Consider the following 13619-nt stretch of genomic DNA (forward strand, 5'->3'; position numbering starts at 1 on the left):
CGGATCAGATCTCCTGGGCGAAGTTGCCCTGCAGCTTGGCGAACACACGCTGGCAGACCACCAGGGCGACGAGGCCGACGACGGCCGCGATGCCGAGGCGGAGCAGCAGGTGGGACGGGTACTGCGCGTCGTTGCCCGCGGTCCAGAACGCCCGGTGGATGCCGAGCACCGCGAGGGTGATCGGGTTGGCGGTGTACAGGTTCAGCAGCCAGGTGTTCGCGGCGTTCGAGACCATCTGCCAGCTGTAGACGATGGGGGAGCCCCACATCAGCAGCAGCACCAGGACCTCGACGAGGTACTGCATGTCGCGGAGGTACACGTTGGCCGCCGCGAGCAGGAGCGCCAGTGCCGTCGCCCAGATGAGGATCACGAGCGTGGCGGGGAAGAAGTAGAGCAGGTCCGGGCGGAGCCAGTCGAACCCGCTCTGCAGGACCGCTGCGGCCAGGAGCACGACGAGCTGCACCACGAAGTTGAACAGCGCGGCACCGACGCTCGCCAGCGGGTAGATCTCGCGGGGCAGGTAGACCTTCTTGATCAGGCCGCCGTTCGAGACGATCGAGGCCGTCCCGGAGGCGACGATCTCGCTGAACAGCCCGTAGAGGGTCAGCCCGGAGAAGACGTAGATGGCGAACTCGGGGATGTTCCGCGACGCCCCGAGGATCTGTCCGAGGACGAAGTAGTAGATCGCGAGCTGCACCAGCGGCCGGATCAAGGTCCACGCGAAGCCGAGCGCGCTGTCCTTGTACCGCGACTTCAGGTCGCGCCGGATCAGCAGGTCGAGCAGCTGCCGGTGGGCGATGACCTCTTTGATGGAACCGAGCACCGCGGTGGCCGGACGACCGGCGGGGGCCATGCGCTCCTGACGGAGACGCTCGAACCGCTCGCTGACGATGTTGCTCATGGGTTCCTCACGTTGGTGCGCTGGGGCGACGGACAACTGTACATCGGCCCTCGGGACGGGTCGCTGCGACCCTCAGCGCCCGTTCTTGCTCTCCCGCATGATGCGCACACGGTTCTGGACCTTGTCCCGGAGCCCCGAGACACCGTTCTGCTTGAGGTACCAGGTGGCCAGGCGCACGTCGCGGACCACGCCGTGCCGGCTGTTGGCGATCTCGTGGAACTCCATCTCGCGCGCACGGGCCGGGCTGAGCGCGACCCGCGGGCGGCTGCCCGCGGTGACCGAACCGACCGGGACGGCGGCGTCGTGCGCACGGTCCGCGGCGACCTGTGGGTCCTTGCAGAACTCGACGAGCGGTGCGAGCGCGCGCTCCCACGTGAAGTCGTCGCGGACACGGCTGACCGCGGCACGTGCGGCGGCGGCGGCCTCGGGGTCGTACAGCATCGACTCGAGGGCGGCAGCGAGCGCGTCCACGTCGCGTTCCTTCACGGCGACGCCCATGCCCTCGGCCGCGACCAGGTCGCCGAAGCTGTCCCCGTCGGTCGTGACGATCGGCAGGTTCGCCCACATGTAGTCGAGGATCCGGGTGCGGAACGAGAACGTGGTCTCGATGTGCGCGAAGTGGGTGCTCACGCCGGCGTCGGCCTCGAGCAGGTAGTTCTGTCGGTCGTCGAGCGCGACCCACTGCTCGTTGAAGAAGACGTGCTTGCCGGTCAGGCCGAGCTGCTCGCTGATGCGCCGGGTCTCGGCGACGATCGCCATCTCCGGCACGTCCGGGTTCGGGTGCGCGACGCCGAGGAAGAACAGGCGGATGTCGTCGTGGCGTTCGGCGACCTGCGCGACCGCCCGGACGAGCGAGGGGGTGTCGAACCAGTTGTAGATCCCACCGCCCCAGATGACGACCTTGTCGTCCTCGCCGATGCCCGGTGTGACGCCCCGGATGGCCTTGCGCTCGTGCTGCGGCGGCTTCGAGTCCATGCCGAAGGGCGCGATCGCGATGAGCTTGTTGAGGTTGTCGTCCGCCAGGTAGTTGTCCGGGTTGACGCGGCCGACCGCGGCCAGCTGCCCGAGCCAGAACAGTCGCTGCCGCTCCGACGCGCAGAGGAAGAAGTCGCCGCGCTCGAGCTGGGCGTTGATGACCTCGGTCGTGCTGGTCACCTGGTTGCGCCAGCCGACGTCGCCGTTGTCGCGCGCCTGCTCGAGCTGCTCGAGGTGCATCGGGTCGTACAGGTCGACGACCATGATCTTGTTCGACTTCTGCAGGGTCGTGAAGTGGTGCAGCGCGTAGCCCTGGAAGAAGATGACGTCGGCCCACTCCTCGTGTTCCCGCATCGCACGCTCGTGCTGGAGCGGGACGCGGGTGACCTCGAAGGCGTCGGACTTCCGGTTCGCGACGTTCCAGGTGACCAGCCGGACGTCGTTGTCGGACGACAGTGCCTCGGCGATCTTCCACGCGCGCATGCCCGGGCCGGCCATCTTCTCGCCGAGGGCGTCACCCGTGATGACGAGGACCTTGGTGCGGTGCATCGGCGCCTCGATGTCGAACGCCTCGAGGATGGCGCGGTAGCCCTCCAGGAAGTAGCCGTCCTCGAAGAGCGGCTTGAACGCGTCGCCGAACAGGCGGAAGACGTCCTTGTCGCTGCGCACGCGCTGTGACTGGATCCGGCGTCGCTCCTCGGACAGGCGCGGCAGGTCGGCCACGAACTGGTCGAGCGCGAAGAAGCCGGCGACGGTCTCCTTCGAGATCGGCGTCAGGGCGTCGAACTCGTCCGGCGCCCCGGTGAAGCGGCGGATGTCGAACTCCTCCGAGTCACGGCCGCTCTTGGCGACGGCGCGACGGGCGAGGAGGGCCAGTGCGGCCGGCAGGAAGACCCCGAGGTTCTCGTCGGACAGGTTCTTGTAGAGCAGGTGCAGGGCGTTCCGCTCGAGCAGGTACATCTCGCGGTGGTCGCCGAACGACTTCATCGAGCCGTGGTGCTTGTGGAACACGACCGAGCGCGGGGCGAACCGGACGCGGTAGCCGAGCAGGTTGAGGCGCCAGCCGAGGTCCACGTCGTCGTAGAACATGAACAGGCCCTCGTCGAAGCCGCCGACCTCGAGGAAGACGTCGCGGCGCACGAACAGTGCCGACCCGGTGCCGAACAGCAGGTCCTGCGGGGTGTCGAAGCGGCCGTCGTCGACCTCGGCGATGTGCGCCTTGTAGCCCATGCCGAACCAGCTGAGACCGGACTCGACGAAGTCGATCGTGCGGCCCTCCCAGTCGAGGACCTTGCTCGCGACGGCGGCGACACGGGGGCTCGGGGCGAACCCGGCGATGCCCTCCTTGACCCAGTCGACGTGCGGCTTGGCGTCGTTGTTGAGGAACGCCACCACGTCGCCCGAGGCCTCGCGCGCGCCGAGGTTGCTGCCGCCGGTGAAGCCCAGGTTCTCGGCCGAGACGATGATCCGCACGTTGGCCTGGTCGCCGAGTGCCGCACGGAGCCGGGCTTCGCTGTCGTCGCCGGAGCCGTTCTCGACGACGACGATCTCCAGACGGTCCGCCGGCCAGTCGACCTCGCTGAGCCGGGCGATGCACTCGAGGGTGTCGTCGGTGCCCCGGAAGTTGATGACGACGACGGACACGCGGGGTGCGGAAGTGGACATGGGTGGCTCCGTACGTCGACTGGCAGGGGCACGCCGAGGGCGCACCGCGGGTACCCCGGAAGGCGGCACCACTATACCGAGAACCCCACGGGCCTCCCGGGGACCTGCTGGGCGTGCTCGCACGGTGCGCCGGGTCCGGCCACCGTGCGCGGACTGGGAGACTGTCGACGTGGACGTCTCCGTGGTCATCGTCGACTGGCACCAGCCCGAACTCACCCGGCGGGCGCTCGAGTCCGTGCTGTCGCAGCGGGTCGACGCCGCGGTCGAGGTGGTCCTCGTCGTGAACGACGCCGACGACGCCACCGTGCGGGCGTACCGGTCCGACTTCCCGTCGATCGTGGTCGTCCCGGAACCGACCAACGCCGGGTTCGCCGGCGGGGTGGCCCGCGGCATCGACGCGTCCACGGGCGAAGTCGTCGTCCTGGTCAACAACGACGCGGTCGCGGACCACGGGTTCCTCGACCGCGGGCTCGCCGCGCTCGCCGCCGGGGGAGCGGAGACGGCTGCGGTCGCCGCGACCGCGGTGCTCGAGGGTCGGTTCGTCCGTGTCGAGTCCGGTGCGCCGCGCTCCGACGACGACCTGGTGGCGGCGGACGGGCGGCGGTGGCGTCGGGTGCCGACCGGCGGCGTGACGCTGGTCAACGGGACCGGGGTCGTCCTGGACCGCTCGGGCAACGGCCGCGACCGGGACTGGCTGCGACCGATCGACGACGCTCCGGAGGTCGCACCGCTCTTCGGTTTCTCCGGTGGCGCCGCGTTCCTCCGGCGGTCGGCGGTCGCCGCGGTCGGGGGCTTCGACGAGTCCCTCTTCATGTACTACGAGGACCTCGACCTGGCGTGGCGTCTCCGGCTCGCCGGCTACCGGATCGGTTCCGCGCCGGACGCCGTCGTCGTGCACCGGCACGCGGCGAGCTCGGGCAGTGACTCGCCACTCGTCCGGTCCCAGAGCATGCGGAACCGGCTGGTCGTGACGGCCCGGGACGCATCCGACGCGATGGTGGCGCGGGTCCTGGCACGCACGGCCGTGCGGCTGGTCCGGGACCTCGTGCGTCCGAGCCGTGCGCAGCTGCCGCCGTCGGCCTGGTGGCGTCTCGTCCGGGAGGCTCCTGCCGCGCTCCGGCGTGCGCGTCACCTCCGGCGGCGCGACGGCTGGTCGGCAGCGGACCGCCGCCGTGTCGAGGCGCTGTTCGACGGAGCCGACCGCTCGCGGTGAGCAGCGGGGCGGGCCCGCGCCGTGCCTCCCGGCCGGTCCGGCCCGGCGGACGCCCTCCGTTCGGGGGGCCGGACGGGGGGCTGTGTGATCGCTGTGGCGCAGGTAGTCTGCTGTGACGCGTGTGTTTCCGCCGCCATCAGGGGTCGGGGGACACAGCACCCGAACCGCGTGCCGAACCCCACCCCGTCGCCGCCCCCGGAAAGGCCTCCGACGTGAAGAAGCTCGTCGCCATCATCGCCAGTGTGCTCGCCGTCGCGAGCGTGCTGGTCGGCTTCCAGATCGCCGGCCCGGCAGCCCAGCAGGAGCGTGCCAGCGCCCTGAGCGGCTCGTCGTTCCAGGCCGGCAACATCATCTCGGACGCGAACTTCTACAACGGCACCGCGATGACCGTCGACCAGGTGCAGACGTTCCTGAACGGGCAGGTGTCCTCCTGCACCAACAGCGGCTGCCTCCGGAACGGCCGGTACTCGATGAACAGCCGCGGTGCGGACGCCATGTGCAGTGCCGTGACCGGAGGGTCCTCGCTGTCCGCCGCGCAGATCCTGACCCGGGTCGGCGCCGCCTGCGGGATCAGCCCGAAGGTCATGCTCGTCACGCTCCAGAAGGAGCAGGGACTCGTGACCTCGCGCGGGCCGTCCGCCGCCGTGCTCGAGCGGGCGATGGGGTACGCGTGCCCCGACAACGTCGGCGGCCACTGCGACCCGGCCTACGCCGGCGTGGGCAACCAGGTGTACTGGTCCGCATGGCAGTGGAAGCGCTACGGCAACCCGGCCGGCACGAGCAACTACTTCACCTGGTTCAACCCGGGCGGCGACCGCGCGATCCAGTACAACGTCCCGACCTCCTGCGGCACGAAGTCCGTCGCGGTGCAGAACAAGGCCACCGCCGCGCTGTACTACTACACGCCGTACACCCCGAACACGGCCGCGCTGGGCAACCTCTACGGCACCGGTGACGGCTGCTCGGCCTACGGCAACCGGAACTTCTGGCGGATGTACACCGACTGGTTCGGGTCCACCACCTCGGCGCCGACCACGGCCAAGGGCAACCTCGACGGCGTGACCGCGTCCTGGAACACCGTCAGCGTCAACGGATGGGCGCTCGACACCCGGACGAAGTCGAGCACCAAGGTCGTCGTCACCGTCGGGTCGACCACACGGACGATCGCCGCGAACGCGAACCGGTCCGACATCGCCTCCGCGTACGGGCTCGGCGCCGCGCACGGGTTCAGCGCCACGATCGCCGCCCCGCCCGGCTCGCAGCAGGTCTGCGTCACGGCGAAGGCGGCCACGGGATCGACGAGCGCGTCCCTCGGGTGCAAGACCGTCACCGTCCTCGACGGCTCGCCGACCGGCTCCCTCGACTCCGTCGTCGCGAACAAGGGCGGCACCGTGACCCTCACCGGCTGGGCCGTCGACCCCGAGGCGAAGGGCGCCATCGGCGCCCGGGTCTACCGGGACGGGCAGTACGTCACCCGGGTGAGCGCTGGCGTGTCCCGCGCGGACGTCGCATCGGCCTACCCGGCGCTCGGCGGCAAGCACGGCTTCGCCACCACGATCCCGACCACCGTCGGGGCGCACAGCTACTGCGTCACCGGCGTCAACGTCAAGGCCGGCGCCGACCGGCAGGTCGGGTCCTGCCGCAGCGTGACCTCGCCCGGCAGCACCCCGATCGGCAAGATCACGAGCATCCCGACGACGTCGAGCTCCATCCGCGTCGCGGGCTGGGCACTCGACGGTGACGCCACCGGGCCGATCACCGTCCGGGTCAGCATCGACGGCGTGGAGCACGGCATCCGCGCGGACCGCACCCGACAGGACGTCGGCAAGACGTACCCGGCGTGGGGGACCGCGCACGGGTTCTCCGGCACGTGGCTCGCGAGCATCGGGACCCACCGGGTGTGCGTGACCGCGAACGGCGTCGGCGCCGGACCCGCCAGGGCCTCGATCGGCTGCAAGCAGGTGACCGTCCGGAACACGCTGCCGGTCGGCAGTCTCGACACCGTCACGGGCGGCACGGGCACGGTCACGGCCGCCGGCTGGGCGCTCGACACCGACACGAAGGCGGCCCCGGTGTCCGTGGACGTCTACGTCGACGGGGTGGGCAAGCGTGTGCTCGCCCGCGCCGTCCGGTACGACGTCGACGCCGCGTACCCGGGCGCCGGCGCCCAGCACGGCTGGACGCTGAAGGTCGCGGCGAAGAAGGGGGCACGCTCGGTGTGCGCCTACGCGATCGACTCGCAGGGCGGCCCGAACGCCACCCTCGGGTGCCGCACCGTCACCGTCCGCTGACCCGGGGCTGTGGGAGCCCGAGGACACCCACAGCCGCGCTCCACGGTCGGGCACGACCGCTGTGAGAGGATCGTCCGGTGCTCGAGACAAGACCGCCAGCGCGGGACCCGGCGGACACCGCCCCAGGCGCGGCAGTCGTCCCTGACCGACGGCAGCGCCTCCTCGCGGTCGCGGTCCCGGTGCTCGTCTGGATCGTCGTCAGCGCGGCGGGTTGGTTCCGGCTGACCCCCCAGGTCCGCAACACCGTGTGGGCCGAGGACGGCAAGGTCTTCCTCGAGGAGCAGTTCGACCTCGGCGTCGTCGGGGCGCTGTTCCACGACTACGCCGGGTACCTGCACGTGGTGCCGCGCATCGTGGTCGCGATCGCCTCGCACGTCGCCCCGATCGACCGGTTCGCGGTCACGGTGTCGATCCTCTGCGTGCTGCTGACCGGCGCGGTCGGTGCCGCCGTGTACGTGCTCACAGCCGGCGTCGTCCGGTCCGTCGTGGCCCGGGTGCTGCTCGCGTTCGTGCCCGCGCTCGTGCCGCTCGGCCCCATGGAGATCCAGGCCAACGTCGCGAACCTGCACTGGTTCCTGATGTTCCTCGTGCCGTTCGCGCTGCTGACCCCGGTCCGGGGCTGGACCAAGGGGATCCTGCTCGGTGTCGCGACACTGCTCGCCGGCCTGACCGAGATCCAGGTCGTCGCGTTCTTCCCCCTCTTCCTGCTCGGACTCCGGAACCGGCACCGCTGGCCGGTCATCGCCGGCACGTTCCTGGGCGGTGCGGCGCAGGTGGTGACCACCCTGCTCCACCCGCGCGCGCCGTCCTCGGTCCCGCACGACTCGATCGCGGACATGGTCCTCGGGTACGTCGTGCAGCCCGTCGCCGGGTCCGTCACCTGGAGCATGCCGACGGTCGGACGGCTCATCGCCGAGCACGGCCTCGCCGTCGTGCTCGTCCCGTTCGCGGTCGCCCTGGTCGTCGTCCTGGTGGGCTTCTGGTTCGGCGTCGCCCGGCAGCGGTGGCTCCTCGCCTCGATGCTCTGGGGTTCCGCCGCGGTGTGGTTCGGTGCGGTGTGGTTCAACCCGAACGAGATGCTGGCGTTCGCCCACTTCGACGACGGCAAGTGGGTCGGGATGTGGACGTTCCGCTACACGGCGGCCGCGTCGATGTACATCGTCGCGGCGTTCGTCGTGGTCGTCGACGTGGCTCTGCTGCGTGCCCGGACGACCACGTCCCGCCGCGCACGGACCGTCGCCGTCGTCGCGGGGGCCGTCCTCGCGCTGGCGGTCGTGACGACCTTCGTGGCGAACTACCAGATGGACAAGGCGAACCGCCAAGGGGGCCCGTTCTGGGACCAGCAGGTGGACTCCTCGGAGTCGACCTGCTCGCGCGAACCCACCGGCAACGCCACCGTGCAGATCGCACCGGGTCCGCAGTGGGCCACCACCGTGCCCTGCCTCCTGATCGACCGGAACGCTTCGCGCTGACCGCGCACGACCGCAGAACCTGAGAGAGACATGACCAACAGCACCGACCTCCGGACCCTCGTGATCGTCCCGACCTACAACGAGGCCGAGAACATCCACGACATCGCCGGCCGGATCCTCGAGACGGTGCCGACCGCGCACCTGCTCGTCGTCGACGACGGCAGCCCGGACGGCACCGGTGACCTCGTCGCGGCCCTCGCCGCCGAGGACGAGCGCGTGCACCTGCTGCGCCGCGCCGGCAAGCTCGGACTCGGTACGGCCTACGTCGCGGGCTTCCGGTGGGGCCTCGAGCACGGGTTCGACCTGCTGACCGAGATGGACGCGGACGGCTCCCACCCCGCCGACCGGCTCCCGGCGCTCATCAGCGCCGTCGCGGACGCCGACCCGTCGGACGACGTCGTCCTGGCGATCGGGTCGCGGTGGATGCGCGGCGGGTCGGTCGTCGACTGGCCGAAGCGTCGCGAGGTCCTCAGCCGTGGCGCGAACACCTACGCCCGGATCCTGCTGGGTCTCGACGTGCACGACATCACCGCCGGGTTCCGGGTCTACCGCGCCGACGCCATCGCGCGGATGGACCTGGGGTCGATCGACTCGAAGGGCTACTGCTTCCAGATCGACATGACCCTGCGGGCACACGACCTGGGCGGTCGCATCGTCGAGGTGCCGATCCGCTTCCGGGACCGCATCCACGGCGTGTCCAAGATGAGCAAGGACATCATCGTCGAGGCGATGGTCCGCACCACGCAGTGGGGTCTGCAGCGCCGTCTGCACCTGGGTACCAAGCGGGTCTGAGCCGCTCCGGCCCGCGTGCCCCGGCCTCCGCGGCGAGCGGCGTCAGAGCCGACGTCAGAGCTGCGGCAGCCGCCGACGCCAGGACCGGCGTCGGGCCGAGACGACCAGCACGGTCACGAACACCATCAGGCCGGCGCCGTGCAGCACGTAGCTCTCGGCGGCGCTGGTGACGCCCAGCAGCACGAGCACCGCCGCCGGCCACACGTAGGCGACGCCGGGGAACGTCGTCGCCGTGACCCAGGAGCGCGTGAAGGCCAGCAGCGCGGCGCCGACCAGCAGCAGCATGCCGGCCAGACCGACCTGCAACCAGGCGTCCACGACGGCGTCCAGTCCGGACGTGAAGCGGAGCCCGGCCGGGTCCACGAAGCTGACGTAGGGCAGGACCGGTTCGCTCGGCCAGGTACCCACCCAGCCCCACCCCTGGATCGGGTACTGGTCGATGAAGAGCTGCATCTGACGCCACAGGTCGAGGCGGGTCGACGTCCCGCCGGCGGCGCCGATCTCCGGCAGGACACGGCGGCGGGCGAGCACCAGGAAGACGCCCATCGCCACGACGGTCGCCGCGAGGACCGTGTTTACCACGGGCCGGGTCCCCGCTCGCGCGTGCCGCAGCGACCACAGCGCGAGCGCGGTCACGGCCAGGGCGATCATCGCCAGCCCGGTGATCGGTGACTGCACGAGCATCAGCGTGACCACGGCGATGCCGGTGGAACCGATCGCCCGCCACCGCGTCACGGATCGTGTGAGGAACTCGACGACGAAGGTCACCAGGGCCATGGCGGCGATGAACCCCATGAAGTTTCGGGTGCCGCCGATGCCCTGGATCGGGCCGCCGTAGGCGATGTCACCACGGATGCCGAACGCCGGGATGGGGGTGTCGAGCACGAGGCCGGCGAGCACCTCGAGTCCGAGGGTGACGACGAGCAGGACGCGGAAGGCGTCGCCGCACGCCCGGATGACCTGGACCAGGTCACGCCCGAGCGCCAGGTACAGGCCGAGGCCGACGAAGCCGACGGTCGCGGTGAACCCCCGGAGCGCGACCCAGGAGTACTCGCTCCAGAGCACGCTCAGGCCGCAGTACCCGACGAAGGCGAGCAGGGACAGCGGCAGGACACCGTGCCACTCGATGCGGTAGCGCTGCCCGAGCAGGCTGAGGCCGGCGAGGACGACCAGGGTCACCAGGACGGCCCAGGTACCGGCCGTCCCGACCAGCACACGGACGGTGGGCTCGGCGAACGCGAAGAGCACGATGGCGGTGGCGAGCGCCTGGCTGAAACGGCCGCCGGCCGAGAACCCGATCCACGCGGACAGGTACCGGCGCGCGAGCACCAGGCGCGTCGTCCGGGCGTCCGTCATCGGACCATCTTCTCGCACGCGGGCGTGGTGCACCTGCGTCATCGCGGAGCGTCGATATCGCGGATCGTCGAACCACGGCTACCGTCGGACCCCGATGGCTGTCTCACGGTCCCGCGCCTGGTCGGCCCTGGCCGCTGTGCTCGTCGGCCTGCTCGCCGCCGGTACGGCCTGGGAACGGCTCGGCCCCCTGGCCCGCGGGACGGCCTGGGCGGAGGACGCCGGCCTGTTCCTGCGGGAGCGGCTGGCACTCGGTCCGGTCGACAGCCTCCTGCACCCCTACGCGGGCTACCTGCACCTCGGACCGCGCCTGGTCGTCGACGCGGCGCTGCTGCTGCCGGTGGACCGGTACGCCCTGGCCGTGTCCGCGATCTGCTGCGCGCTCACCGGGGCGGTGTGCGCCGCGGTGTTCGTGCTGGCGCGGGACGCCGTGCCGTCGTGGCCGTTCCGCCTGCTGCTCGCCGCCGCACCGGTCCTGCTCCCGACCGCACCGTGGGAGATCTCCGGCAACGCCGCGAACCTGCACACCTTCGGCCTGGTCCTCGCACCGTGGCTCGTCGCCCACCGCGTCCGGACGTGGGGCGGTGCCCTCGTGCTGGCGGTCGTCACCGTGCTGGTGGTCGGGACCGAGGCGCAGGCCGTGCTCTTCCTGCCGCTCCTCGCGCTCAGCTGGCGGTCCGCGTCACCATCGACCGGGCCACGCGCGGGGGAGCGCCCGGTCCGGCCCTGGTCCTCGCGCCTCCGGCCACTGCCGGTGACGCTCGCCGCGGTCGTGGTCGGGACCGCGCAGGTGGTCACCGCACTCACCACGGAACGCGAGTCCGAACCGGGCGACCCCGCACCGTCCGACGTCGTCACCGGGTGGCTCCTGCAGACCGTCGGCGGGCTCTGGCGTGCCGACCTCGGGGCCGTCGGACGTGCCGTGGCCGACGGCGGCTGGGGCGTCGTCGCCGTCCCCGCCGTCGCCCTCGGCGTGGTCGTCACCCTCGGCGTGGTCGTCGCGGCCGGCACCCGGCGGCGCCGGGCCGCCGTCCTGGCCGCAGCACTCGCCGTGGGGTCCGGCGCGGTGTGGACCGCGGCGCTCGTCGCGAACGCGTCCGCGGACGGCCACTGGTCCAGCGCGGCGCGGCACGCGCTGATCGAGGCCACGCCGTCCCGCTACGGCGCCGCAGCAGGGCTGCTCGTCACCGGCGCGGTCGTGGTCGCGGCATCGGTCCTGGTCGACCGGCCGCGTCCGGCCGGTCCGGCGCGTCGGACGGGAGGCGCGATGCGCGTCGTCCTCGCCGTCACCGGCTGGTGCGTGGTGGCGGTGGTCGTCGCCTCCTGGGTGGGCAACGTCCCGGGCACCGCACAGCGGAGCGCCGGGCCGGCGTGGCAGCCCCAGTTCGCCGACGCCCGGACGTGGTGTCGCGCGGACCCGGACCGGGAGCTGCTCATCGGGGCGCTGCCGTGGAACGCGCGCGTCCCGTGCTCGCTCGTCCTGCGCTCCCCCTGAGCGCAGGAGCGTCCCGGGCACGTGGGCCGTCAGCGCGTGTCGGCTGTCAGGGCATGTCGGCTGTCAGGGCATGTCGGCTCTCAGGGCCGTGCGGCCCAACGGAACTCCCGCTTCGTGCGCGGGGTCCGCACCCCGTCACCGACGGACGCCGGTTCCTCGGTGACCAGGACGATCCGGGACTTGATCGCGATGAGGGCGAAGAAGACCCAGTTGCCCTGGTAGAGCAGCCGCGACTCGGCGACGGCCTGGACCAGGAGCGCGACGACGACGAGCAGCGGGAAGAGCGTGACCGGGTCGAACGGCCGGGGCGCGAGGTCCGGGCCGAAGCCGGCGCGCGTGGCGCTCGACCACGACCGGCCCAGCGTGGTCAGGACGTACAGGGCGAACAGCGCGAGCCCGACCAGGCCGGTCTGCATCCACACGTCGAGCGCGGCGTCGTGCGCCTGCAGGTACTGCACGCCGTGCCGGGGGGCCAGGTCGGCGAGCAGGGGGATGTTCGGCCACCAGTAGCCGATCCACCCCCACCCCACGACGGGGTGCTGCTCGACGAGGCCCCACACCTGCTGCCAGATCGTGCCCCGTCCGGTCAGGTCCGAGGAGCGTCCGAGCAACCCGGTGAGCGGACCCCGGGCGGTCACGGCGACCCCCACCACGACGACCGCGGCGACGGCGAGCCCGGCGTACCGCGGTCCGCGACGGCCGCTCGGCACCCGACGCATCCAGAGCGCGACGGCAGCCGCGACGACGACCACGACCGCGGCGACGAGGACGGTGGAGGACCGGGTGAGGCCGAGCACGAGTGCCGCGACGACGAGCCACCCGATCGCCTGGTTGCGTCGCAGCCGCCCCTCGGCGAACTGGACGGCGACGGCGATCGCCGCGAGCAGGGCCACCATCGCGAGCAGGTTGGCGTTGCCGGGCAGACCCTGGATGCGCCCGCCCGTGAAGAGTTCGGACCGCGAGAAGTAGAAGGCGTCCGGGACGTCCCGATCGCCGTAGTCCGTCCAGATCGGTGCGATCGGGTGCCGCACGAACAGCGCGACGACCGCCTCGAAGAGCAACGACAGCCCGAGCACCCAGCGGAAGGCGAGGCTCGTGGCGTCGAGGATCCGACGCCACGTCAGCGTCGAGGCGATGGCGAAGGCGACGACCGCGCACACGACCTGCGCCACCAGGCTCGCGAGCGTCGCCGGACGCCAGTGCGACCACAGCACGGTGACCAGGCACCAGGCCAGGAACAGCCAGAGCGCGCGCGGTGTCCGGGCGATCGGCGGCCGGGCCCGGACGACCACGCTGATGCCCCAGGCACCCTCGAGCGCCCAGACGACTGCCGCGCCGTACCAGGTGATGGTGTTCGGGACGGCGTCACCGGCGAAGAGCGTCCCGAGGACCACGGCCGCCAGGGCGAACGCCTCGCGCTCGGGGACCGAGCCGCGGGCGAGGGGCCAGGTGTTCGTCACGG

The 13619-nt window shown here is 71.7% G+C and carries 9 protein-coding genes; 5 read left to right on the forward strand and 4 right to left on the reverse strand.

What is annotated here, in order from left to right; all coding sequences use genetic code 11:
• Positions 1 to 4: 4 nt before the first annotated feature.
• Both E9228_RS14335 and E9228_RS14340 read right to left on the reverse strand, forming a co-directional pair.
• Positions 5 to 901, reverse strand: coding sequence for an ABC transporter permease (locus tag E9228_RS14335; protein WP_166781202.1), 897 nt, complete (start codon positions 899 to 901; stop codon positions 5 to 7).
• Between the two features lie 72 nt (positions 902 to 973).
• On the reverse strand, positions 974 to 3541 hold the full coding sequence (locus tag E9228_RS14340; protein ID WP_166781203.1) for a glycosyltransferase: 2568 nt from the start codon (positions 3539 to 3541) through the stop codon (positions 974 to 976).
• Positions 3542 to 3710: 169 nt separating this feature from the next.
• Between E9228_RS14340 and E9228_RS14345 the strand changes: the two genes are divergently transcribed.
• The 4 genes from E9228_RS14345 to E9228_RS14360 all read left to right on the forward strand — a co-directional run bounded on the left by E9228_RS14345 (position 3711) and on the right by E9228_RS14360 (position 9309).
• Positions 3711 to 4754, forward strand: coding sequence for a glycosyltransferase (locus tag E9228_RS14345; protein WP_166781204.1), 1044 nt, complete (start codon positions 3711 to 3713; stop codon positions 4752 to 4754).
• A 212-nt stretch (positions 4755 to 4966) separates the two neighbouring features.
• Entirely contained in the window at positions 4967 to 7045 is a 2079-nt protein-coding gene (locus E9228_RS14350) for a hypothetical protein (RefSeq protein ID WP_166781205.1), read from the forward strand.
• A gap of 77 nt (positions 7046 to 7122) precedes the next feature.
• Complete coding sequence (locus tag E9228_RS14355) at positions 7123 to 8517, forward strand: glycosyltransferase family 87 protein (protein WP_166781206.1); 1395 nt, start codon at positions 7123 to 7125, stop codon at positions 8515 to 8517.
• Positions 8518 to 8547: 30 nt separating this feature from the next.
• Positions 8548 to 9309, forward strand: a complete 762-nt coding sequence (locus E9228_RS14360; RefSeq protein WP_166781207.1) for a polyprenol monophosphomannose synthase — start codon at positions 8548 to 8550, stop codon at positions 9307 to 9309.
• 54 nt (positions 9310 to 9363) lie between these two features.
• Here E9228_RS14360 and E9228_RS14365 read toward each other — a convergent pair whose 3' ends face one another.
• Complete coding sequence (locus E9228_RS14365) at positions 9364 to 10665, reverse strand: exopolysaccharide production protein (RefSeq protein WP_166781208.1); 1302 nt, start codon at positions 10663 to 10665, stop codon at positions 9364 to 9366.
• Between the two features lie 94 nt (positions 10666 to 10759).
• Here E9228_RS14365 and E9228_RS14370 point away from each other — a divergent pair, with 94 nt between their 5' ends.
• Positions 10760 to 12157, forward strand: a complete 1398-nt coding sequence (locus E9228_RS14370) for a hypothetical protein (protein ID WP_166781209.1) — start codon at positions 10760 to 10762, stop codon at positions 12155 to 12157.
• An 80-nt stretch (positions 12158 to 12237) separates the two neighbouring features.
• On the opposite strand, the gene E9228_RS17650 is transcribed toward E9228_RS14370, so the two are convergent.
• Entirely contained in the window at positions 12238 to 13617 is a 1380-nt protein-coding gene (locus E9228_RS17650) for an O-antigen ligase family protein (RefSeq protein WP_166781210.1), read from the reverse strand.
• Between the last annotated feature and the right edge of the window lie 2 nt (positions 13618 to 13619).

This window comes from Curtobacterium salicis, from assembly GCF_011759505.1.
GTDB classification, from domain to species: domain Bacteria; phylum Actinomycetota; class Actinomycetes; order Actinomycetales; family Microbacteriaceae; genus Curtobacterium; species Curtobacterium salicis.

What these genes read in the sequence shown, in the direction of transcription:
- E9228_RS14335 (WP_166781202.1), bottom strand. Translation starts at nt 901, where the DNA reads ATGAGCAACATCGTCAGCGAGCGGTTCGAGCGTCTCCGTCAGGAGCGC.
- E9228_RS14340 (WP_166781203.1), bottom strand. Translation starts at nt 3,541, where the DNA reads ATGTCCACTTCCGCACCCCGCGTGTCCGTCGTCGTCATCAACTTCCGG.
- E9228_RS14360 (WP_166781207.1), top strand. Translation starts at nt 8,548, where the DNA reads ATGACCAACAGCACCGACCTCCGGACCCTCGTGATCGTCCCGACCTAC.
- E9228_RS14365 (WP_166781208.1), bottom strand. Translation starts at nt 10,665, where the DNA reads ATGACGGACGCCCGGACGACGCGCCTGGTGCTCGCGCGCCGGTACCTG.
- E9228_RS14370 (WP_166781209.1), top strand. Translation starts at nt 10,760, where the DNA reads ATGGCTGTCTCACGGTCCCGCGCCTGGTCGGCCCTGGCCGCTGTGCTC.